Annotated in this window: 18 protein-coding genes, 6 tRNA genes and 3 rRNA genes; 11 read left to right on the forward strand and 16 right to left on the reverse strand. The window is 60.1% G+C overall.

What is annotated here, in order from left to right; genetic code table 11:
• Positions 1-129: 129 nt before the first annotated feature.
• The 13 genes from nusG to BRPE64_RS12570 form a co-directional block, all read right to left on the reverse strand.
• A complete protein-coding gene (nusG, locus tag BRPE64_RS12515; protein ID WP_044041654.1) occupies positions 130-687 on the reverse strand; it encodes a transcription termination/antitermination protein NusG in 558 nt (185 codons plus the stop codon).
• A gap of 1 nt (position 688) precedes the next feature.
• Entirely contained in the window at positions 689-1,069 is a 381-nt protein-coding gene (gene secE, locus BRPE64_RS12520) for a preprotein translocase subunit SecE (RefSeq protein ID WP_044041656.1), read from the reverse strand.
• Between the two features lie 36 nt (positions 1,070-1,105).
• Positions 1,106-1,181, reverse strand: a tRNA-Trp gene (locus BRPE64_RS12525).
• A gap of 66 nt (positions 1,182-1,247) precedes the next feature.
• The gene (tuf, locus tag BRPE64_RS12530) at positions 1,248-2,438 is read right to left on the reverse strand and encodes an elongation factor Tu (RefSeq protein WP_016346480.1); all 1,191 of its coding nucleotides are present in this window, start codon (positions 2,436-2,438) and stop codon (positions 1,248-1,250) included.
• A 62-nt stretch (positions 2,439-2,500) separates the two neighbouring features.
• A tRNA-Thr gene (locus BRPE64_RS12535) sits at positions 2,501-2,575 on the reverse strand.
• A 16-nt stretch (positions 2,576-2,591) separates the two neighbouring features.
• Positions 2,592-2,665, reverse strand: a tRNA-Gly gene (locus BRPE64_RS12540).
• 31 nt (positions 2,666-2,696) lie between these two features.
• Positions 2,697-2,782: transfer RNA gene (locus BRPE64_RS12545), tRNA-Tyr, on the reverse strand.
• A 150-nt stretch (positions 2,783-2,932) separates the two neighbouring features.
• A 5S ribosomal RNA gene (gene rrf, locus BRPE64_RS12550) occupies positions 2,933-3,046 on the reverse strand.
• Between the two features lie 121 nt (positions 3,047-3,167).
• Positions 3,168-6,048: ribosomal RNA gene (locus BRPE64_RS12555) — 23S ribosomal RNA — on the reverse strand.
• A gap of 299 nt (positions 6,049-6,347) precedes the next feature.
• Positions 6,348-6,423 (reverse strand) — tRNA-Ala (locus BRPE64_RS12560).
• A 48-nt stretch (positions 6,424-6,471) separates the two neighbouring features.
• Positions 6,472-6,548 (reverse strand) — tRNA-Ile (locus tag BRPE64_RS31915).
• A gap of 63 nt (positions 6,549-6,611) precedes the next feature.
• A 16S ribosomal RNA gene (locus BRPE64_RS12565) occupies positions 6,612-8,145 on the reverse strand.
• Together the 16S, 23S and 5S rRNA genes with 5 tRNA genes alongside form the textbook arrangement of a ribosomal RNA operon.
• Before the next feature lie 444 nt (positions 8,146-8,589).
• On the reverse strand, positions 8,590-9,885 hold the full coding sequence (locus BRPE64_RS12570) for an SGNH/GDSL hydrolase family protein (RefSeq protein ID WP_016346493.1): 1,296 nt from the start codon (positions 9,883-9,885) through the stop codon (positions 8,590-8,592).
• 168 nt (positions 9,886-10,053) lie between these two features.
• Between BRPE64_RS12570 and BRPE64_RS12575 the strand changes: the two genes are divergently transcribed.
• Positions 10,054-11,202, forward strand: a complete 1,149-nt coding sequence (locus BRPE64_RS12575) for a methyltransferase (RefSeq protein ID WP_016346495.1) — start codon at positions 10,054-10,056, stop codon at positions 11,200-11,202.
• Between the two features lie 4 nt (positions 11,203-11,206).
• On the opposite strand, the gene BRPE64_RS12580 is transcribed toward BRPE64_RS12575, so the two are convergent.
• Positions 11,207-12,475 (reverse strand): TIGR03862 family flavoprotein, encoded by a 1,269-nt coding sequence (locus BRPE64_RS12580; protein ID WP_016346496.1) that lies wholly within the window; start codon positions 12,473-12,475, stop codon positions 11,207-11,209.
• A 177-nt stretch (positions 12,476-12,652) separates the two neighbouring features.
• On the opposite strand from BRPE64_RS12580, the gene BRPE64_RS12585 reads away from it, so the two are divergent.
• The 9 genes from BRPE64_RS12585 (at position 12,653) to BRPE64_RS12625 (ending at position 20,614) form a co-directional block, all read left to right on the forward strand.
• On the forward strand, positions 12,653-14,134 hold the full coding sequence (locus tag BRPE64_RS12585) for an MFS transporter (RefSeq protein ID WP_016346497.1): 1,482 nt from the start codon (positions 12,653-12,655) through the stop codon (positions 14,132-14,134).
• Positions 14,135-14,387: 253 nt separating this feature from the next.
• Positions 14,388-15,395 (forward strand): 1,2-phenylacetyl-CoA epoxidase subunit PaaA, encoded by a 1,008-nt coding sequence (gene paaA, locus BRPE64_RS12590; protein WP_044041658.1) that lies wholly within the window; start codon positions 14,388-14,390, stop codon positions 15,393-15,395.
• Between the two features lie 25 nt (positions 15,396-15,420).
• Positions 15,421-15,705: a 1,2-phenylacetyl-CoA epoxidase subunit PaaB gene (gene paaB, locus BRPE64_RS12595; protein ID WP_016346499.1), complete on the forward strand. Its 285-nt coding sequence runs from the start codon at positions 15,421-15,423 to the stop codon at positions 15,703-15,705.
• Positions 15,706-15,718: 13 nt separating this feature from the next.
• A complete protein-coding gene (gene paaC / locus BRPE64_RS12600; RefSeq protein ID WP_016346500.1) occupies positions 15,719-16,528 on the forward strand; it encodes a 1,2-phenylacetyl-CoA epoxidase subunit PaaC in 810 nt (269 codons plus the stop codon).
• Positions 16,529-17,053, forward strand: a complete 525-nt coding sequence (gene paaD, locus BRPE64_RS12605; protein WP_016346501.1) for a 1,2-phenylacetyl-CoA epoxidase subunit PaaD — start codon at positions 16,529-16,531, stop codon at positions 17,051-17,053.
• Positions 17,054-17,092: 39 nt separating this feature from the next.
• Positions 17,093-18,181 carry a 1,2-phenylacetyl-CoA epoxidase subunit PaaE gene (gene paaE / locus BRPE64_RS12610; protein WP_016346502.1) on the forward strand — a complete coding sequence of 363 codons (1,089 nt, stop codon included), beginning with the start codon at positions 17,093-17,095 and terminating at the stop codon, positions 18,179-18,181.
• 110 nt (positions 18,182-18,291) lie between these two features.
• The gene (locus tag BRPE64_RS12615) at positions 18,292-19,092 is read left to right on the forward strand and encodes a DUF1835 domain-containing protein (RefSeq protein WP_016346503.1); all 801 of its coding nucleotides are present in this window, start codon (positions 18,292-18,294) and stop codon (positions 19,090-19,092) included.
• 29 nt (positions 19,093-19,121) lie between these two features.
• A complete protein-coding gene (locus BRPE64_RS12620) occupies positions 19,122-19,727 on the forward strand; it encodes a TetR/AcrR family transcriptional regulator (protein ID WP_016346504.1) in 606 nt (201 codons plus the stop codon).
• A gap of 227 nt (positions 19,728-19,954) precedes the next feature.
• Positions 19,955-20,614, forward strand: coding sequence for a GNAT family N-acetyltransferase (locus BRPE64_RS12625; RefSeq protein WP_173405461.1), 660 nt, complete (start codon positions 19,955-19,957; stop codon positions 20,612-20,614).
• 107 nt (positions 20,615-20,721) lie between these two features.
• Here BRPE64_RS12625 and BRPE64_RS12630 read toward each other — a convergent pair whose 3' ends face one another.
• Positions 20,722-21,225, reverse strand: coding sequence for an Lrp/AsnC family transcriptional regulator (locus tag BRPE64_RS12630; RefSeq protein ID WP_016346506.1), 504 nt, complete (start codon positions 21,223-21,225; stop codon positions 20,722-20,724).
• Between the two features lie 157 nt (positions 21,226-21,382).
• Here BRPE64_RS12630 and hppD point away from each other — a divergent pair, with 157 nt between their 5' ends.
• Positions 21,383-22,486, forward strand: a complete 1,104-nt coding sequence (gene hppD, locus BRPE64_RS12635; protein WP_016346507.1) for a 4-hydroxyphenylpyruvate dioxygenase — start codon at positions 21,383-21,385, stop codon at positions 22,484-22,486.
• A 124-nt stretch (positions 22,487-22,610) separates the two neighbouring features.
• On the opposite strand, the gene BRPE64_RS12640 is transcribed toward hppD, so the two are convergent.
• Entirely contained in the window at positions 22,611-22,820 is a 210-nt protein-coding gene (locus BRPE64_RS12640; protein WP_016346508.1) for a hypothetical protein, read from the reverse strand.
• Positions 22,821-22,942: the final 122 nt, after the last annotated feature.

Below are 22,942 nucleotides of genomic sequence, written 5' to 3' on the forward strand. Positions count from 1 at the left end.
AACGCGTGAGCGTCCGGTGAGTGATAGCGCGCGTTCGACGCGAAGCCTACTGGCGCTCCTCAACAGCCATTACGCGGACTGTAAGCGCGAATCGCGCGATGACGAAAACGCCACGCGCGATGTATTGGCTTAGGTCTTTTCGACCTGGCCGAATTCGAGTTCGACCGGCGTTGAACGCCCGAAGATCGTAACGGAGACGCGAACCCTCGATTTCTCGTAGTTCACCTCTTCCACGTTGCCGTTGAAATCGGTGAAAGGACCTTCCTTCACGCGGACCATCTCGCCCACTTCGAAGAGCGTCTTCGGCCGTGGCTTCTCGACACCTTCCTGCATCTGCGACATGATCTTTTCGACTTCACGCGGCGAAATCGGGCTCGGACGATTGCGTGCCCCGCCGACGAAGCCTGTGACCTTGGCCGTGTTCTTCACCAAATGCCACGTCTCGTCCGTCATTTCCATTTCAACCAGGACGTAACCCGGGAAGAAACGACGTTCGGTGACCGATTTGTGACCACCTTTGACTTCAACCACTTCTTCGGTCGGAACGAGAATCTGACCGAATTGATCTTGCATGCCGGCGCGTTCGATACGTTCTTGAAGCGCACGTTGCACGCTCTTCTCCATACCGGAGTAGGCGTGCACCACATACCAACGTTTTCCGCTCGGGGATGTCGGAGTATCGCTCATATCATTTCCAACCCAGGATCGCGGAGAAAATCACCCATTCGATTGACTTGTCGCCAAGCCAAAGGAAGATGGCCATGATCAGAACAAATGCGAAGACCACGAGGGTAGTCTGCGTAGCCTCTTTGCGAGTCGGCCACACGACCTTGCGGACTTCCTTGTACGAGTCTTTGGCGAAGGCGATGAATCCCTTGCCCGGCGCAGAGAAAAGACCGACTGCGACACCCGCGATGACACCGACAACAAGTGCCGCGCCGCGGACGTACCACTCTTGGCCAGAGAGCCAGAAAAAACCTACGAATCCGGCCAAGACCAACAATACGCCCGCCACCAACATCAGCTTGTCGCCGGAGGTATTTACAGTTTCGACGGAAGGATTCGCCATAACACCTTAAACACAGCGCCACAGGGCGCAAGAATGTGGCAGGGGCAGAGGGAATCGAACCCCCAACCTTCGGTTTTGGAGACCGACGCTCTGCCAGTTGAGCTATACCCCTAAACCATTTGGGGCCGACGGTTCCGCCGACCCCGAAAACTACAGACTACCGAGAGATATCTGGCTCTTACTCGATAATCTTCGCGACGACACCAGCGCCGACGGTACGACCGCCTTCACGGATTGCGAAACGCAGACCTTCTTCCATGGCGATCGGGGCGATCAGCTTGACCGTGATCGACACGTTGTCGCCCGGCATCACCATTTCCTTGTCCTTCGGCAGCTCGATCGAGCCCGTCACGTCCGTCGTACGGAAGTAGAACTGCGGACGGTAGTTGTTGAAGAACGGCGTGTGACGGCCGCCTTCGTCCTTGCTCAGCACGTACACTTCAGCCGTGAAGTGCGTGTGCGGCGTGATCGAACCCGGCTTGGCCAGAACCTGGCCACGCTCCACGTCTTCACGCTTCGTGCCGCGCAGCAGGATACCGACGTTGTCGCCTGCCTGACCTTGGTCGAGCAGCTTGCGGAACATTTCCACGCCCGTGCAAGTGGTCTTCACCGTCGTCTTGATACCGACGATTTCGATTTCCTCGCCAACCTTCACCACACCGCGCTCGATACGACCCGTCACTACCGTGCCGCGACCCGAGATCGAGAACACGTCTTCCACCGGCATCAGGAACGAACCGTCCACAGCGCGCTCCGGCGTCGGGATGTACGTGTCCAGCGCGTCGGCCAGGTTCATGATCGCCACTTCGCCCAGTTCACCCGTGTCGCCTTCCAGCGCGAGCTTGGCCGAACCCTTGATGATCGGCGTGTCGTCGCCCGGGAAGTCGTACTTCGACAGGAGTTCGCGCACTTCCATTTCGACGAGTTCGAGCAGCTCGGCGTCGTCCACCATGTCGCACTTGTTCAGGAACACGATGATGTAAGGCACGCCAACCTGACGGGCCAGCAGGATGTGCTCACGCGTTTGCGGCATCGGGCCGTCAGCGGCCGAACACACCAGGATTGCGCCGTCCATCTGCGCTGCACCCGTGATCATGTTCTTCACGTAGTCGGCGTGGCCCGGGCAGTCGACGTGTGCGTAGTGGCGGTTAGCCGTTTCGTACTCGACGTGCGCGGTGTTGATGGTAATACCACGTGCCTTTTCTTCCGGCGCTGCATCGATCTGGTCGTATGCCTTCGCTTCGCCGCCGAACTTCTTGGTCAGCACCGTCGTGATTGCTGCCGTCAGCGTGGTCTTGCCGTGGTCAACGTGACCGATCGTGCCCACGTTCACGTGCGGCTTGGTCCGCTCGAATTTACCTTTGGCCATTTTCGACTCCTAACAGGATTTTCGCACCTTGCGCCGCGCGCAACTTACTGGACTAATACTGCTGGTGCCCATGGGCAGGATCGAACTGCCGACCTCTCCCTTACCAAGGGAGTGCTCTACCACTGAGCCACATGGGCACTAACTAACCGACACTGGAGCGGGTGAAGGGAATCGAACCCTCGTCATAAGCTTGGAAGGCTTCTGCTCTACCATTGAGCTACACCCGCGAGGGTTGGATTCCCTTTACTGCTTAAATTCTGGTGGAGGAGGTTGGATTCGAACCAACGTAGGCGTAAGCCAACAGATTTACAGTCTGCCCCCTTTAGCCACTCGGGCACCCCTCCGCAGAGAACTATCGATTATGGGGTAACAACACATCGTTGTCAAGTGTTTCTTACGACCCAACGCAATCGAGGCTCTCACCCTATGGGCGAGCCTGAAACGCAAAAAGCCCCATCAGTCATGATGGGGCTTTTTGCATCTCAAAGAGAGGAGCCTGACGATTACCTACTTTCACACGGGAGATCCGCACTATCATCGGCGTGGAGTCGTTTCACGGTCCTGTTCGGGATGGGAAGGGGTGGTACCAACTCGCTGTGGTCATCAGGCATGACTTGTTGTTGTGTCGCCGCATGGGCGCTACAACCAATCTGGGAAGAAGTAGTAAGGATGTGGGTGGCGATTGTCGCACACGCGTTACTCGCCAGTGGAGGCAAACACACTGGTTATAGGATCAAGCCTTACGGGCAATTAGTATCAGTTAGCTCAATGCATTACTGCACTTACACACCTGACCTATCAACGTCCTGGTCTAGAACGACCCTTCAAGGGGCTCGAAGCCCCGGGGATATCTCATCTTAAGGCGAGTTTCCCGCTTAGATGCTTTCAGCGGTTATCTCTTCCGAACATAGCTACCCGGCGATGCCACTGGCGTGACAACCGGTACACCAGAGGTTCGTCCACTCCGGTCCTCTCGTACTAGGAGCAGCCCCCTTCAAATATCCAACGCCCACGGCAGATAGGGACCAAACTGTCTCACGACGTTTTAAACCCAGCTCACGTACCTCTTTAAATGGCGAACAGCCATACCCTTGGGACCGGCTACAGCCCCAGGATGAGATGAGCCGACATCGAGGTGCCAAACACCGCCGTCGATATGAACTCTTGGGCGGTATCAGCCTGTTATCCCCAGAGTACCTTTTATCCGTTGAGCGATGGCCCTTCCATACAGAACCACCGGATCACTATGACCTGCTTTCGCACCTGCTCGACTTGTCGGTCTCGCAGTTAAGCACGCTTATGCCATTGCACTATCAGCACGATTTCCGACCGTACCTAGCGTACCTTCGTACTCCTCCGTTACACTTTGGGAGGAGACCGCCCCAGTCAAACTGCCTACCATGCACTGTCCCCGACCCGGATCACGGGCCAAGGTTAGAACCTCAAACAAACCAGGGTGGTATTTCAAGGACGGCTCCACCGAAACTAGCGTTCCGGTTTCATAGCCTCCCACCTATCCTACACAGATCGGTTCAAAGTCCAATGCAAAGCTACAGTAAAGGTTCATGGGGTCTTTCCGTCTAGCCGCGGGGAGATTGCATCATCACAAACACTTCAACTTCGCTGAGTCTCGGGAGGAGACAGTGTGGCCATCGTTACGCCATTCGTGCAGGTCGGAACTTACCCGACAAGGAATTTCGCTACCTTAGGACCGTTATAGTTACGGCCGCCGTTTACCGGGACTTCAATCAAGAGCTTGCACCCCATCATTTAATCTTCCGGCACCGGGCAGGCGTCACACCCTATACGTCCACTTTCGTGTTTGCAGAGTGCTGTGTTTTTATTAAACAGTCGCAGCCACCAGTTTATTGCAACCCTTTCACCCTCCTGGCGCAGGCCAGTCAAGCTACAAGGGCGTACCTTATCCCGAAGTTACGGTACCAATTTGCCGAGTTCCTTCTCCCGAGTTCTCTCAAGCGCCTTAGAATACTCATCTCGCCCACCTGTGTCGGTTTGCGGTACGGTCATTATTAGACTGAAGCTTAGAGGCTTTTCTTGGAACCACTTCCAATTGCTTCGCTTCCGAAGAAGCTCGCGCCACACCCTTGAATCCTGTGCCCGGATTTGCCTGAGCACCTTCTCCAATGCAGCGACCGGGACTTCCAACACCCGGACAACCTTCCGCGATCCGTCCCCCCATCGCATCTAACAATGGTGCAGGAATATTGACCTGCTTCCCATCAGCTACGCATTTCTGCCTCGCCTTAGGGGCCGACTCACCCTACGCCGATGAACGTTGCGTAGGAAACCTTGGGCTTACGGCGAGGGGGCTTTTCACCCCCTTTATCGCTACTCATGTCAGCATTCGCACTTCCGATACCTCCAGCATGCCTTTCGACACACCTTCGCAGGCTTACGGAACGCTCTCCTACCATGCATATAAATATGCATCCGCAGCTTCGGTGACTGGCTTGAGCCCCGTTACATCTTCCGCGCAGGACGACTCGATCAGTGAGCTATTACGCTTTCTTTAAAGGGTGGCTGCTTCTAAGCCAACCTCCTGACTGTTTTAGCCTTCCCACTTCGTTTCCCACTTAGCCAATCTTTGGGACCTTAGCTGGCGGTCTGGGTTGTTTCCCTCTTGACACCGGACGTTAGCACCCGATGTCTGTCTCCCGTGATTGCACTCTTCGGTATTCGGAGTTTGCTATGGCGTAGTAATCCGCAATGGACCCCACAACCATGACAGTGCTCTACCCCCGAAGGTGATACACGAGGCACTACCTAAATAGTTTTCGGAGAGAACCAGCTATTTCCAAGTTTGTTTAGCCTTTCACCCCTATCCACAGCTCATCCCCTAACTTTTCAACGTTAGTGGGTTCGGTCCTCCAGTACGTGTTACCGCACCTTCAACCTGGCCATGGATAGATCACTTGGTTTCGGGTCTACGCCCAGCAACTGATCGCCCTATTCGGACTCGCTTTCGCTACGCCTGCCTTAATCAGTTAAGCTCGCTACTGAACGTAAGTCGCTGACCCATTATACAAAAGGTACGCCGTCACCCGTTTCCAGGCTCCGACTGTTTGTATGCATGCGGTTTCAGGATCTATTTCACTCCCCTCCCGGGGTTCTTTTCGCCTTTCCCTCACGGTACTGGTTCACTATCGGTCGATCACGAGTATTTAGCCTTGGAGGATGGTCCCCCCATCTTCAGACAGGATTTCACGTGTCCCGCCCTACTTGTCGTACACCTAGTTCTTCCAAACTGTTTTCGTCTACAGGGCTATCACCTGCTATGGCCGCACTTTCCAGAGCGTTCGACTAACAATTCAGATAAAGAGTACAGGCTGATCCCATTTCGCTCGCCACTACTTTGGGAATCTCGGTTGATTTCTGTTCCTGCGGTTACTTAGATGTTTCAGTTCACCGCGTTCGCTTCGCTAGACCTATGTATTCAGTCTAGGATGACCCATTCGGGCCGGGTTTCCCCATTCGGACATCTACGGATCAAAGCTCGTTTGCCAGCTCCCCGTAGCTTTTCGCAGGCTACCGCGTCCTTCATCGCCTGTGATCGCCAAGGCATCCACCACATGCACTTGTTCGCTTGACCCTATAACGAGTGTGTCTGCCTGGGCGTTTCCGCTTGCGGCCGACTTCTCGTCATAGGCTGAGTATTCGCGTTGTGCCGTATTCCAAAGCAATCTTTCGATTACCTTTTCATACTTGATACAATCACTACCCTGAGTTCTTACTCACACCCATCTCTAAGTGCTTTCATCACTCTCTTTACTACTTCTTCCAGATTGTTAAAGAACGTTTAGCCGACAAGCTCACTTCCATGCTTGCAGCATCAACTGGCTACAGTCGCCAATGCACAGCGCTCACGCGGAACGCTGTGCATTGAGGACTTGGTGGAGGATGACGGGATCGAACCGACGACCCCCTGCTTGCAAAGCAGGTGCTCTCCCAGCTGAGCTAATCCCCCTTCGTGGCCTGACTATGAGTGGTCACTCCGTCAGCACGCCTTTTCGGGTGGTGGGTCTGGTTGGATTCGAACCAACGACCCCCGCCTTATCAAGACGGTGCTCTAACCGACTGAGCTACAGACCCTTAGCCTGTCTTTCTTACAGCCGATAAGCGTGAGCGCTTAGATAACTTCGTGCGAAGCTCGAGAAAGGAGGTGATCCAGCCGCACCTTCCGATACGGCTACCTTGTTACGACTTCACCCCAGTCATGAATCCTACCGTGGTGACCGTCCTCCTTGCGGTTAGACTAGCCACTTCTGGTAAAACCCACTCCCATGGTGTGACGGGCGGTGTGTACAAGACCCGGGAACGTATTCACCGCGGCATGCTGATCCGCGATTACTAGCGATTCCAGCTTCACGCAGTCGAGTTGCAGACTGCGATCCGGACTACGATCGGTTTTCTGGGATTGGCTCCACCTCGCGGCTTGGCAACCCTCTGTTCCGACCATTGTATGACGTGTGAAGCCCTACCCATAAGGGCCATGAGGACTTGACGTCATCCCCACCTTCCTCCGGTTTGTCACCGGCAGTCTCCTTAGAGTGCTCTTGCGTAGCAACTAAGGACAAGGGTTGCGCTCGTTGCGGGACTTAACCCAACATCTCACGACACGAGCTGACGACAGCCATGCAGCACCTGTGCGCCGGTTCTCTTTCGAGCACTCCCGCCTCTCAGCAGGATTCCGACCATGTCAAGGGTAGGTAAGGTTTTTCGCGTTGCATCGAATTAATCCACATCATCCACCGCTTGTGCGGGTCCCCGTCAATTCCTTTGAGTTTTAATCTTGCGACCGTACTCCCCAGGCGGTCAACTTCACGCGTTAGCTACGTTACTAAGGAAATGAATCCCCAACAACTAGTTGACATCGTTTAGGGCGTGGACTACCAGGGTATCTAATCCTGTTTGCTCCCCACGCTTTCGTGCATGAGCGTCAGTGTTGGCCCAGGGGGCTGCCTTCGCCATCGGTATTCCTCCACATCTCTACGCATTTCACTGCTACACGTGGAATTCTACCCCCCTCTGCCACACTCAAAGCCTGCCAGTCACCAATGCAGTTCCCAGGTTAAGCCCGGGGATTTCACATCGGTCTTAACAGACCGCCTGCGCACGCTTTACGCCCAGTAATTCCGATTAACGCTCGCACCCTACGTATTACCGCGGCTGCTGGCACGTAGTTAGCCGGTGCTTATTCTTCCGGTACCGTCATCCCACCACCATATTAGGGCGATGGTTTTCTTTCCGGACAAAAGTGCTTTACAACCCGAAGGCCTTCTTCACACACGCGGCATTGCTGGATCAGGGTTGCCCCCATTGTCCAAAATTCCCCACTGCTGCCTCCCGTAGGAGTCTGGGCCGTGTCTCAGTCCCAGTGTGGCTGGTCGTCCTCTCAGACCAGCTACAGATCGTCGCCTTGGTAGGCCTTTACCCCACCAACTAGCTAATCTGCCATCGGCCGCCCCTATAGCGCGAGGTCCCGAAGGATCCCCCGCTTTCTTCCGTAGATCGTATGCGGTATTAATCCGGCTTTCGCCGGGCTATCCCCCACTACAGGACACGTTCCGATGTATTACTCACCCGTTCGCCACTCGCCACCAGGGTTGCCCCCGTGCTGCCGTTCGACTTGCATGTGTAAGGCATGCCGCCAGCGTTCAATCTGAGCCAGGATCAAACTCTTCAGTTCAAACCTGTTACTGTTTTTCGGTTGTTTTACCAACCGGTCGCTCACTCAACGTACTGACGATGATTAATCCATCCGTAGACAGATAAACCTTCCTCTTAATACTTCGTGTGAGACTCTTGATTACTTTTGCTATTGCCACGATTCCAAAGAACCGCAACCGCACTTGCCATCAAGCGCCCACACTTATCGGCTGTTAGTTTTTAAAGAACATTCGCAAGGCACTTCAACTTCCGTCTTGCGTCGCTGCGTCAGCAGCAGAGAAACGAGATTATGAAGAATCTTTTTCTCCTTGTCAACACTATTTTTCTGCTTTCGCTTCGAATTTTGCCGACTTCGGAGGCCGCCCGTTTCGCTTAGCGGCCCTCGTCTGGTGACGAGGGGCTGAATATTAGGCGAAGCACGCGCAAATGACAAGACGATGAAGCAACTTTTTTCGCGCCTGCGTCAGTGCGTCGGTTTCGCCGTCCCGGCCACGATCTCTGGTGGCACCGCGGCAGCCATCGCCGCATAGCCCGCATCGCTCGGATGAATGTGGTCGCCGCTGTCGTAGCGCTTCTGGAGCACGCTCGGTTTCGCCGGATCACGCAAGGCCTGGTCGAAGTCGACTACGCCGTCAAACGCGCGGCTCGAGCGGATCGACTCGTTCACCGCCGTGCGAATCGCTTCCCGCTCGGGCGGCAGCGATGCCGGCGTCAGCGTCGCGCCGTAGATCTTGATGCCGCGCTGATGCGCCTGCGCGATCAGCCGCTGATAACCGCGCACCAGCGCATCCGCGTTCACTTCCGTATGCGGCGCGTCGCAGTCGAGCCCGCCGTGCGCGGGCATCGCGGCGAAATTGATATCGTTGATGCCGATCAACACGATCACCGCCCGCACGCCCGGCTGGCGCAGCGCGTCGCGTTCGAAGCGCGTCACCAGCGCCTCGCCGTAGCAAGGCGAATTGCTCAGCAGCCGGTTCCCGCTGATCCCCGCGTTCACGACGACCGTCTCCCCGCCGCTCTTGCGCGCAACCTGTCTCGCGAGCGCATCGGGCCAGCGCCGGTTGGCGTTCATCGAGGAGCGCATGCCGTCGGTGATCGAATCGCCGATGGCCACGATCGCCTGCGCCGACGGACTCTCGACCGCCACGTTCGTCAGCCACGCGTATTGGGTGAAACGGGTGCGGAAGGCGCCCGGGGGCGCGTCGTCCGTGTGATCGCCCGGCGTCGAGATGTAGTTCACCTGGCTTGCCACGCGATGCCACGCGAAGAGCCTCTGATCGCGCCCCATCAACATGCTGACGGCGAGCGGCTGCTGCGCTTCGACGTCGAAATTGACGGCATCGCTCGTAATCTGCGCGCCAGGCGCGACCGTCACGTTCTTGCGGCCGCCGAACAAAACCGGCCGCGCGCTGCCCGACCGGATCGCGGCGCTGCTTGCGCCTACCGCCCGCGCGACGCTCATCGACTCGACGACGAGCGGCTCCGTCCCGTAAAGATTGCTGATGCGCAGTCGCATGCGCTTGCCGTCGATTTGCGGATAAATCAGCTGGCGCACGGTACGGCCCCCGACCTCCGGCGCCCGATATAACGGCGGCAGGTTGGCCAGTTGCGGAATCGACTGCAGCACGGTGCCCCACGCGCTGACCCAATGTTCGTTGGCTGGCGCGTCGGCGTTTTCGGCGGCGAACGCACCGGGCGCGAGAGTGACTTGCGCGGCAAGCGCAGCGGCGCAGAGCGCGGCGAGAACTCGGTATTTCATTCGGCGATGGCGTGCGGAAAAGAATCGATTGTGCCTGAAGTGTTGCAATGGCCGCGGCGTGGATCGTACGAAATGGACTTACGCGGGAACGGCGCGACCGAAATGGCCTCACAATGCTGCCAGTCCATCTTTCGCCGGCCAATCCGGCTCGCGCCTCTTTCTATATATATGCAACCGAAAACCGCAGCACTGCAACGACTCGACTGGGAAGAAGACGGAGAAAACCGCTCCGCCCGCTGGCGCTCGGAGAGCGGCAATCCGCCGCCCAAACGTCTGGTGATCGGCCACGATCAGATGACCGCCGATCACGCGTACCGCCTGGCGTGCGAAGGCACGGCGATTTTGTGGCGCGGCGACTTTCAGAACGCCCGCCAGCTATTGCAGGCGATTGCCCGCCGCATCGACAACAAGCCGCGCAAGGCGAAAAAGCCCGCGGCGGAAGTATCGCCGGTGGATGCGTTCAATTTGCATCGGCTGGCGCAATCGCAGCGCGGGCGCACGCTCGCCATGTTGATTCTGCCGCTCGACGAGCAGTACGCCATTCCGCTGCGCCGCGCGCCGGACGTGAAAGATGCCTGCGAAGAAGCGTACGGGCCGCCGGACGAAGCGTCGGTCGTGTCGTTGCGCGAGGTGCTCGGGCTGATCGGCGCGCATGAGTGGCGCAAAAAGGGCGTGGAGATCGCGGCGCTTGGCGAGCGGATTCATCCTTACTACGGCGTGTTCTCGCCCGTGCGCGGCGAATATATCGATCTCGTCGCGAATCAGCCGCTGCCGTCGCGCGAACTCGCGTTCGAGATCGGCGCCGGAACCGGCGTGCTCGCGGCGTTGCTTGCGAAGCGCGGCGTCGAGCGCGTTGTCGCGACGGAAGTCGATGCCCGCGCCCTCGCCTGCGCCCGCGAAAACATCGCGCGGATGGGATTTCAGCGTCAGGTCGAGATCGTCGAGGCGGATTTGTTTCCCGCCGGGCGCGCGCCGCTGATCGTCTGCAATCCGCCGTGGCTGCCGGCGCGGCCCAGTTCGGCGATCGAGCACGCCATCTACGATCCGGAGAGCCGCATGCTGCGCGGTTTCCTCGACGGCCTCGCCGCGCATCTGACGCCCGGCGGCGAAGGCTGGCTGATTCTGTCGGACTTCGCGGAACATCTGGGCTTGCGCACGCGCGCGCAACTGCAGGAATGGATCGATGCCGCCGGCCTGAAAGTGGACGGACGCATCGACATCAAGCCGCATCACCCGCGCGCAGCCGATAAAACCGATCCGCTTTACGCCGCGCGTTCGGCGGAAGTGACGTCGCTGTGGCGGCTCGTCGCCGCGTAGGCGCTCAACGGCGTGCGGCCAGCCACGCGAGCGCGCCTTCCCCGGCGATGAGCCCGCTCGCGAAGCACGCTGTCAGCAAGTAGCCGCCGGTCGGCGCTTCCCAGTCGAGCATCTCGCCCGCGCAGAAAACGCCGGGAAGCGCGGTGAGCATCGAGTGCGCATCGAGCGACTCGAATGCGACGCCGCCCGCGCTGCTGATCGCTTCTTCGATCGGCCGCGGCCGCAGCAGGCGCAGCGGTAACGCCTTGATCCGCGCAGCGAGCATGTCGAGATCGGCGAATTCGTCTTTCGTCAGACATTCGCGCAACAGGCCCGCCTTCACGCCCGTGAGATGCAGACGGCTATGCAGATGGCTCGACATCGAACGGGCGCCGCGCGGATGCCGCACTTCGTCTCGCACGCGCTCAGCGGAAAGCTGCGGCGTGAGATCGAGCAGAATGGTCGCGCCCGCGCCGTCGCTTTCGGCGATGCGGTCGCGGATCGGCGCCGAAAGCGCATAAATCAGACTGCCCTCGATACCCCGGTCCGTGATCAGACATTCGCCGACCCGCCGATCGATCTCGCCGTCCGCGCGCGCCACCTCGATCGCCACCGATTTAAGCGGTTCGCCCGCGAAGCGGCTGCTGAAGTGCTCGCTCCAGCCGACATCGAATCCGCAATTGGACGGCACGAATGGCCGCACGGCCACGCCGCGCGCCGCGAGAATGGGCGTCGCGCGGCCATCGGAGCCGAGTTGCGGCCAGCTTGCGCCGCCGAGCGCGAGCACGATGGCGTCGTGCCGAACACGCGTTTCGCCCGCCGGCGTGGCGAAACGCGAGATCGACTCGCTCTCGTCCGCCCAGCCCAGCCAGCGATGCCGCATATGAAACGTCACGCCCGCCGCCCGCAGCCGATGCAGCCAAGCGCGCAGCATCGGCGCGGCTTTCATGTCGGTCGGGAAGACGCGGCCCGAGCTGCCGACGAACGTCTCCACGCCCAAACCGTGCACCCAGTCGCGCAGCGCGTTTGCATCGAAGCGCGTGAGCAACGGCGCGATGTCTTCGCGGCGCGTGCCGTAGCGGGAAAGAAAGGCATCGGCGGGCTCGGAATGCGTGAGATTCATGCCGCCCTTGCCGGCCATCAGGAACTTGCGGCCGACGGACGGCATCGCGTCGAACACATCGACCCGCACGCCGCCCGCCGCGAGCGCCTCGGCCGCCATGAGCCCGGCCGGCCCGCCGCCCACTACCGCGACTCCGACCGCGCTCGATTCGATGTTTTCAGCTGACGACATGCCTGTTTAGTAGTAGCGAAACGGAGCGCCATTGTCGCACCGGCGCAGCGGCGCGCCGAAAAGTCCGTCCGCGACCCGTAAGTCATTAAATAACAAAAAAGAATTTGGTCGGCCGCGCCCGGGCCAGTACGATCGCGCGATTCGTTGCATCAACAATTTTTTACCGATTAATCGATCATGTCCGTTTCCCTCGCGCCCGACCGCGCCTCCACCCGGGCCGCCGCCGGCGATGCGCGCCCCGTCATCAAAAGCGCCGCCGATGTTTCCAGCCTCGTCAACCGCGGCGCCGCCGTCGGCAGCGATGCGCGAATCGTCGTGGCCATTGCGCTCGGCGGTATTTTTCTCGATGCCTACGATCTCGGCGCGCTCGCGTTCGGCATGAAGGACATCGCGCGCGAATTCTCGCTGACGCCGATCGGTTCCGGCTTCGTCGCCGCGGCGATCACGTTCGGCGCGATCATCGGCGCGTTTCTCGGCGGCTATCTCACCGACAAGGTGGGGCGCTATCGCGTGTTCATGGCCGACATGTTCTTCTTCGTCGTCGCGGCGATCGCCTGCGCGTTCGCGCCGAACGCCTGGGTGCTCGGCGGGGCGCGCTTCGTGATGGGGCTGGGCGTCGGCATCGACTTGCCGGTCGCGATGGCCTTCCTCGCCGAGTTTTCGCGCCTTCAGGGACGCGGCAACAAGGCGTCGCGCGTCGCGATGTGGTGCCCCGTCTGGTACGCGGCGATCAGCGTGTCCTATCTGCTCGTGCTCGGCCTGTACTCGGTCTTGCCCGAGCATAACGCCGGCTGGCTGTGGCGTCTGATCCTCGGTTTCGGCGCGGTTCCGGCGATCGCGATCATCGCGATTCGCAGCCGCTACATGAGCGAATCGCCCGTCTGGGCCGCGAATCAGGGCGACCTCAAGGGCGCGGCCGCGATCCTCAAGCGCTCGTACGGCATCGATGCCCGCGTCGACGACACCGCCCTCGCCGCATCCGGCGCGCCCAAGCCCCGCCGTGCGACGTGGGGCAACTACGGCGCGCTGCTGCGCGGCGTCTATCTGCGACGGACCGTGCTCGCGACGGTCATCGCGATTGCGTCGTCGTTTGCCTATAACGCCGTCGCGTTCGGGTTGCCGGTGATCATTTCGAGCTTCCTCGCGCAGTCAATGCTCACGACGATCCTCGCATCGCTCGCGCTCAACCTGTGCTTCGCGTTCGCCGGCGGCCTGTTTTCCGTGCGCACGGTGCCGAAATACGGCGCGTGGAAACTGTCGGTCGTGGGCTACGCGTTTCAGCTTGCCGCGCTTATCGGGCTGGCGATTGTCGGCAAGCCGACGAATGGCGCCGAAGTCGTCATCGCGATCGCGTTTCTCGCCGCGTTTCTGTTGGGACAAGGCGTCGGGCCGGGTTCGCACAGCATGACGTTCGCGTCGCTGAGCTATCCGACGTCGTTGCGCGGCGTGGGCGTCGGCTTCAACCAGACGCTGATGCGCGCCAGTTCGACCGTTTCGCTGTTCCTGTTCCCGGTTCTGTCCGCGGCGCTCGGGACGAAGGTGTTCTGGATCATCGCCGTCGCGCCGCTCGCGGGGCTTGTCGCGCTGTTCGCGGTGCGCTGGGAGCCGTCGGGCTATGACGTCGATGCGGAAGATTTCGCCGCGCAGACATCGCGATAAGTAGCCGCACCTCTTCTTCTGCACCCGGAGCGGCGACGTTCGACGCCGCCGCTCCTCTCCCGCCTTCTCCGCCGTTCGGCACGCCTTTCCCTTCTGCACTAGATTAGTCACACGCGGGTTCGCGCTGTCGACTTCGCGCGCCCCGTGAGGATTGCCCCCCGGAATTACCCCAGCACGTCCTGAAAAAGCTATTTACCGACCGTCCGGTCGGTTTATAATCGCCGGATAGCGACTTCCCTGAGCGAGTGCCGCCATGTACACCCAATCCCTCGACCTCCCGACCCCCACGCCCGCCGTCCCAGGCGAGGCCGCCGCAAGCACATCCCCCGCACAAACCCGCTTCGACGCGACCATGCAGGCCGACGGCAAGATCGAGCCGCAGGACTGGATGCCCGAGGCGTATCGCAAGACGCTGGTGCGGCAGATTTCGCAGCACGCGCATTCGGAGATCATCGGCATGCAGCCGGAGGGCAACTGGATCAGCCGCGCGCCGAGTCTAAAGCGCAAGGCGATTCTGCTGGCCAAGGTGCAGGACGAAGGCGGCCACGGTCTTTATCTGTACAGCGCAGCCGAAACGCTGGGCGTCTCACGTGATCAACTGGTCGATGCGCTGCACACGGGGCGCGCCAAGTATTCGAGCATCTTCAACTATCCGACGCCCACGTGGGCCGATGTCGGCGTGATCGGCTGGCTTGTCGATGGCGCCGCGATCATGAATCAGATCCCGCTGTGCCGCTGCACCTACGGCCCGTATGCACGCGCGATGATCCGCATCTGCAAGGAAGAGTCGTTCCATCAGCGCCAGGGTTTCGATGCGCTGCTCGCGATGATGAAAGGCACGCAGGCGCAGAAGGATCTCGTGCAGCAGGCGGTGGACCGCTGGTGGTGGCCGGTGCTGATGATGTTCGGCCCGAGCGACAAGGATTCGATCCACAGCGGCCAGTCGTTCGCGTGGGGCATCAAGCGCATCTCGAACGACGATCTGCGCCAGAAGTTCGTCGATGCCACCGTCGAGCAGGCGAAGATTCTGGGCGTCACGCTGCCCGATCCGGATCTCAAGTGGAACGCGCAACGCAACGCGCACGACTACGGCGAGATCGACTGGGAAGAGTTCTGGCGCGTGGTCAATGGCGATGGTCCCTGCAACAAGGAACGGCTCGCCACACGCGTGAAGGCACATGAGGAAGGCGCGTGGGTGCGCGAAGCGGCGCTCGCGTATGCGGAGAAGCAGAAAGCCCGCGCACACAAGCAAGCGGCTTGAAGACAGGACACGGGAGATATCGAAGATGAACAAGGAATGGCCGATCTGGGAAGTGTTCGTGCGCAGCAAGCAGGGACTGGATCACAAGCACTGCGGCAGCCTGCACGCACCGGACGCGGGCGCGGCATTGCGCATGGCACGCGACGTGTACACGCGTCGACAGGAAGGCGTGAGCATTTGGGTGGTGCCGTCGGCGGCGATCACGGCATCGGACCCGGCGGACAAGGGCGAGTTGTTCGAGCCCGCGGGCGACAAGATCTACCGGCATCCGACGTTCTTCGTGCTGCCCGACGAAATCAATCACATGTAAGGGCGAGCGCGACATGAGCCACAAGCAGAGTCACGAACATCTCGCCTACGTGCTGCGTCTGGCGGACAACGCGCTGATCCTCGGCCAGCGCAACGCCGAGTGGTGCAGTCACGGCCCGGCGCTGGAAGAAGACATTGCGCTGGCGAACATGAGTCTGGACTTGATCGGCCAGGCGCGTCTTCTCTATACGCATGCAGCGACGCTCGAAGCGGCGCTAAACGGTGCGAAGAAAACCGAAGACGATTACGCGTACTTCCGCAGCGAGCGCGAGTTCGCGAACTACACGATCGCCGAGTTGCCGCACTTCGGCCCGCTCGCGGGCACGGCACGCAGCGAACGCGACTATGCAGTGACGATCGTGCGCAACTTCCTGTACTCGGCGCTGATGGCACAGATGTGGACCGCGCTGCAAGCATCGAACGACACGCAACTCGCGGCGATCGCGGCGAAGTCGATCAAGGAGACGAGCTATCACCTGCATCACGCGCACGACTGGCTGGTGCGACTGGGCGATGGCACGGAGGAGTCGCATCGACGCATGCAGGCGGCGCTCGATTATCTGATGCCGTACACGCGCGAGTTCTTCGCTGTCGATGCAATTGAGCAAGCCGTCGCCGATGCGGGCATCGCGCCTCTGGCCAGCGAGTTCGAAGAAGCGTGGCGCGAACAGGTGACATCCGCGCTGGAAGAAGCAACGCTCGTGGCGCCCGCTGAAGTGAAGCACATCAGCACGGGCAAGCTCGGCGAGCATTCGGAGCATATGGGCTATCTGCTGGCGGAAATGCAGAGCCTGGCGCGGCAACATCCGGGCGCGAGCTGGTAAATGGATACGACCAACGCAAGCATCGAGCGCGTGTGGAGCGTGCTCGAAGCGGTGCCCGATCCGGAGATACCGGTGGTGTCGATCCGCGAGCTGGGCATTCTGCGCGAGGTGCGTCACGGCGACGATGGCGTGCTCGAAGTGGTGATCACGCCGACATACTCGGGTTGCCCGGCGATGTCGCAGATTGCGGAGGACATCGCGCAGGCGATCGATGATGCGGGATTGGGCGCGCATCGCATCGAGACGGTGCTGGCGCCTGCGTGGACCACCGACTGGATCACCGACGAAGCGCGCGAGAAGCTGCGCCGTTATGGCATCGCGCCACCGACGGGCGCTTGCGGCAGCATTCCGGACACGAGCACGAAGCCTATTCGCTTCGTGCCGTACAAAAAAGAAACCATCGCATGCCCACGCTGCGGCTCGACGCACACCGAGCGGCTTGCGCAATTCGGCTCGACCGCGTGCAAGGCGTTGTATCGCTGCGTGGACTGTCGCGAGCCGTTCGATTACTTCAAGCCGTACTAAACCGAATTCATTGCATTCACTGAAAGCGAGCCGATAAAGATGGCGACTCCGCAATTCCATCCGTTGCGCATCCGCGAGGTGCGACCCGAAACCGCCGATGCGTTCACCGTGTCATTCGAGGTGCCGCCCGCGCTACGCGACGCGTTTCGCTTCACGCAGGGGCAGTTCGTGACGCTCAAGACGCATATCGATGGCGAAGAGACGCGTCGCTCGTATTCGATCTGCGTGGGCGTGACCGATTACGATCGCGATGGCGAGTTGCGCATCGGCATCAAGCGCGTGCGCGGCGGGCGCTTCTCGAACTTCGCATTCGATACGCTCAAGGCCGGGCACGAGATCGACGTGATGACGCCCGATGGCCGCTTCTTCACGCACCTGAACGCGGATCACGCGAAGCAGTATGTGGCGTTCTCGGGCGGCTCGGGCATCACGCCGGTGCTGGCGATCATCAAGACGACGCTCGACACCGAGCCGACCAGCCGCTTCACGCTCGTGTACGGCAATCGCAGCGTGGACGCGATCATGTTCGCCGAGGAACTCGAAGATCTGAAGAATCGCTATATGGATCGCTTCTCGCTGTATCACGTGCTCTCGGATGATCTGCAGGACGTGGAGTTGTTCAACGGCGTGCTGGATCAGGCGAAGTGCCAGGCGTTTCTGGAGAGCCTGCTCTCGCCGAACGATATCGATGAAGCATTCATCTGCGGTCCCGGTCCGATGATGGATGCGGCCGAAGCTGCGTTGAAAGACGCGGGCGTGCCGCCGAAGCAGATTCATGTGGAGCGCTTCGGCACGCCGCTGCCGCAAGCAGGCGTGGCGCCGATCGAGATTACGGAGAACACGCCGGCAGCGGAACTGGAGCTGATCATCGATGGCAAGAAGCGCAAGTTGCGCTTGCCGTACGAAGGGGTGAGCGTGCTCGATGTGGGTCTGAAAGCGGGGCTTGCGCTGCCGTATGCGTGCAAGGGCGGAGTGTGCTGCACGTGCCGCGCGAAGGTGCTCGAAGGCGAAGTGAAGATGGAGAAGAATTACACGCTGGAGCCGCACGAAATCGAAGACGGATTCGTGCTGACGTGTCAGTGTCATCCGTTGAGCGAACGGGTGGTCGTGAGTTTCGACGAGCGTTGAGCGTCACGCGAAGTCGGCACGCCGATCGAGCGCCGAACGCCATGCGATTCGCGTAAACTAAGGACCACTCCCGCAGCTGGTCCTTTCGTCCTTCAGGCATGCCGACACCGATGAACATGATTCACGTCGCAAATGGCGATTGCGCGGCGCAATCTCTCGCCGAAGCGTTGCAGCGCGCGGAGCGGGCGGATCGCGTCGTCACGCTGCGTGACGATCTGGCGGTCGGCCCGCTCAGGGACATCGACGATTCGGCGCTCACCCGCGCCGCCTTCTGGCGTCAGATTCTGCCCGGCACGATCGATTTCGAAGACGAACTCGAAGAACAACTCGCGCTGATCGCCCGCCTCACACGCGGCGACGAGCAGATCGTCGTGTGGCACGGCCAGAGCGCGGCCGACCAGCTGACGCTGCGACGCGTCGCCTATCACCTGCGCAATGCGCCGCAACGTCTGAACGAAGCAAAACTGTCCCACGACGACCTGAGCATTTGCACCGACGACAGCGACTCCGCCCGCCTCGGCCGTGCCGATCGCGCGACCGCCGTCGGCATGTTTTCGCCGAAACAACTGCTCGCGAAACTGCCGACCGCAGCGCCAATTTCCGTGCTGCGCATCAGCCGGCTCGCGCTCGAATGGCAGGAAGCGAAGCATTCCAGCGCAGACACGCGACGTCTGCGCGACAACATGCTCGTCTCGGGAACCTGGCTCGACGTCGACGAGGCATTGCTCGATCTGGCCGGTCCGGAATGGCAGCCGGCGCGCCAGATCGCCGGTGCGGCCATGGGCCAGCGCTTCGACTTCATGCTCTCCGATTCCATCGCTTTCTGGCGCTGCCGCGAACTCGTCACGGCGGGGCGCCTGAAGATCCGCGGCACGCCGTCCGACATCGTGCAGGCCGAGCTGCGCCGCTAAATCAATAAGAACGCATATTCCGGAAACACATGGCCCGTACCAAAGCGCCCGATCACGAGACGCAACGCGAACAGATCCTCGAACTCGCCGCCGCGAAATTCGCCCAGACCAGCTACCCGAGCACGTCGATGGCCGACCTGGCCGCCGCGAGCGGCACCTCGAAAGCCCGCCTCTACCACTATTACGCGAGCAAGGAAGCGATCCTCTTCGATCTCCTCGACCGCTACACCAAGCGGCTGATGCTGATCATCGCGGAAGTGGAAGGCGCGAGCCAGCGGCGCGGACTCGGCGAGCGCGAAGCGTTTGCGGAGCTCGTGCGCGCGTTTCTCGCCGAATACGAGACGTCGCACAGCCGCCACGTCGCCCTTCTGAACGACGTCAAATATCTCGAGGATGCCCAGCGGGAAATCGTCCTCGATCGTCAGCGCGATATCGTCGCGGCGTTCGCGCGCCAGCTCGCGCGGGCCTATCCGAAGCGCGCCGCCAAGGACAATCAGACCGCGCTCACGATGATGGTCTTCGGCATGATCAACTGGACCTTCACCTGGCTCAAGCCGGGCGGCAAGCTTGGTTATCGTGAATTCGCGGAGCAGGTTGTCGACATGATCGAGAACGGGCTCGGCGGTGAGCGTTGAAAATTGCTGCGTCACAGCAAAACAGTTTTACCTTCGTGTCGTTGCTTTTACGCAATCTGTGTAAGCCTCTGATTTCAATGAAATCTAATCGTTTTCAGTAGCTATTTAGAACGTCACGCCTACACGTTTTTAAGGGTTTTCCCGTATCCGTTTCTCCCCAATCGGCTAAAATTCGTTTTGCTTTGCAGCATCCTGCATGACGAATGAAGGAGGAACCCATCGTGGAAATGACCTTTAACCGCACCGCCGAGCAGATCGTGACGAACGAGTCGCCGCTCAAAGCCGCGCGTCTGCCGGTTCTCGTCCGCGAACTGTCCTCCGCCGACCGCGAGCGCCTGCTCACGCATTTCCTCACGCTCGACGAAGACGACCGCCTTCTGCGCTTCGGCCAGGTGGTGCCGGATCACGTCATCGAGAATTACGTGCGCAATATCAACTTCTCGAACGACAAAGTGTTCGGCGTGTTCGGCCATGCGCTCGAACTGATCGGCGTGGGCCATCTGGCTTATTTGCCGGCGGAAGGCGACAAGCGCACCGCCGAGTTCGGCGTCTCGGTGCTCGAAAGCGCGCGCGGGCGCGGCGTCGGCACGAGGCTGTTCGAGCGCGCCGCCATGCGCAGCCGCAACACGCAAGTGTCCGTGCTCTATATGCACTGCCTGTCGCGCAACTCGACCATGATGCACATCGCCAGAAAGTCGGGCATGAAGATCGAATACGCATACGGCGAAGCGGACGCTTATCTGTCGCTCGAACCGGCGGACCAGAGCAGCATCATGTCGGAATTGTTCCAGGAACAAGCCGCCGTGTTCGATTACGCGATCAGGCGCCAGGCGCATCACGCGTCGCAAGTTTTCAAAGCATTTCTGCCGGCAATCAAAGCCGCTTGATTTCTCAGAACAGCGCGGGGTTCGCGCTGCGAGCGAGACCAATACAAAAGGGGCGGCTTTGACCGCCCCTTATCATTTCCGCGCGAAACTCGCGCTTGCCGCACCGTTCAGCGCAGCGGCAACACCGTCGTTTCCTTGATGCGCTCCAGCGAAAAGCTCGATCTCACGTCGATCACCGACGGATGATGCAGCAACTGATCCTGCACGAAGCGCGAAAAGTCGTCCATGTCGCGCACCTGCACGCGCAGCAGGAAGTCCATTTCACCGGTCATTGCGTCGCAGGCGACGACTTCCGGCCATGAGCGCACCGCTTCGCGAAACAGGTCGCCGTGTGTCGGCGCTTTTGGCGTGCCCGCGGCCGCCTGCGTGCCGCCGCGCTTTTCCAGCCGCACGTTGATGTACGCGAGCAACCCGAGCCCGAGCTTTTTCGCATCCAGCAACGCGACGTAACCGCGAATCACACCAATGTCCTCGAGCCGCCGGATGCGCCGCAAGCACGGACTCGGCGACAAATTCACGCGTTCCGCGATCTCCTGATTTGATAATCGTCCATTCTCCTGAAGGATGGCGAGAATTCTGCGGTCTATCGTGTCGAGTTCGGGTTCGGCCATCTCATTGCTCCAATCAGCGTCCTAGTGGCAGCATTGTGCGCAATATTATGAACGCACGCTTTGTTTCGCAAGTTTTTGCCGCACGCGCCTGATTACACTGTCTCCACGTCGCGCACCCGCGCCGAATGCATAGCAAGGCATATCAAGGAGACAACGCATGACCGCATCGACCTGGGAGAACCCCGTCGGCACCGACGGCTTCGAGTTCATCGAATACACCGCGCCGGACCCGGTCGCGCTCGGCAAACTGTTCGAGCAGATGGGCTTCACCGCGATCGCGAAGCATCGTCACAAGGACGTGACGCTGTATCGGCAGGGCGAAATCAACTTCATCGTGAATGCCGAGCCGGATTCGTTCGCGCAGCGCTTCGCGCGTCAGCACGGTCCGTCGATTTGCGCGATCGCGTTTCGCGTCGCGGATGCCGCGAAGGCCTACAAGCGCGCGCTCGAACTCGGCGCATGGGGCTTCGACAACAAGACCGGCCCGATGGAGCTGAATATTCCGGCAATCAAGGGCATTGGCGATTCGCTGATCTATTTCGTCGACCGCTGGCGCGGCAAGAACGGCGCGCAGCCGGGCAGCATCGGCGATATCAGCATCTATGACGTCGATTTCGAGCCGATTTCCGGCGCGGAGCAAAACCCGGCCGGGCACGGGCTGACCTATATCGATCACCTGACGCACAACGTGCATCGCGGCCGGATGGTCGAATGGGCGGAGTTCTACGAACGCCTCTTCAACTTCCGCGAAGCGCGCTATTTCGATATCGAAGGGAAAGTGACGGCGGTGAAATCGAAGGCGATGACTTCGCCGTGCGGCAAAATCCGCATTCCGATCAACGAGGAAGGTTCGGAGACGGCAGGCCAGATTCAGGAATATCTGGACGCCTATCGCGGCGAGGGCATTCAGCACATCGCGCTCGGCACGGACGACATCTATAGCACCGTCGACGGTCTGCGCGGCGCGAAGATCGCGCTGCTCGACACCATCGACACCTATTACGAGCTGGTGGACCGCCGCGTGCCGGGACACGTCGAATCGGTCGCGGAGTTGAAGAAGCGCAAGATTCTGATTGACGGCACCAAGGACGAAATCCTGCTGCAGATCTTCACCGAGAACCAGATCGGGCCGATCTTTTTCGAGATCATCCAGCGCAAGGGAAATCAGGGCTTCGGCGAGGGCAATTTCAAGGCGCTGTTCGAGTCGATCGAACTGGATCAGATGCGCCGTGGCGTGCTGAAGGACACTTCGGCTAGCTAAAAAACCGCCACCGAACGACGGCAATGAAAAAGGGACATGGACCGCGAAGGTTCATGTCCCTTTCGTTATTTTTGGCGTCCCATCATGTCATGGCGATCATGCCGAAATGGACCGCGTGAGCGGGTTAGCCCGCCTGCTCGTCGTCGCTGCTTGCCGATTCGCGGCGCTTCTCGGCGCCAGCTTGAACGGACTGAACGCGCGCCTGCGCGACCTGTGCAACCGACGACGCCCCGAATGGCGACGCATTATTTGCCCGCGCACCGCCCACGGGCGCGCTGATGGCGAAAAAAGCCGCCGAAACCATCAAAAAGCTTTGGATGTGGCGTTGTTTCATCGTTATCTCCTTCTAACTGCTTGCGTACTGCCTGCTTCCGGAACCCAAACTTGCAGAAAAAATACGGCACGGGAATTCCGGAAGCGCCATTTTAGACAGCGATGAGCCTGAGGGTTCCTGGA

This window comes from Caballeronia insecticola, from assembly GCF_000402035.1.
Taxonomy (GTDB): Bacteria; Pseudomonadota; Gammaproteobacteria; order Burkholderiales; family Burkholderiaceae; genus Caballeronia; species Caballeronia insecticola.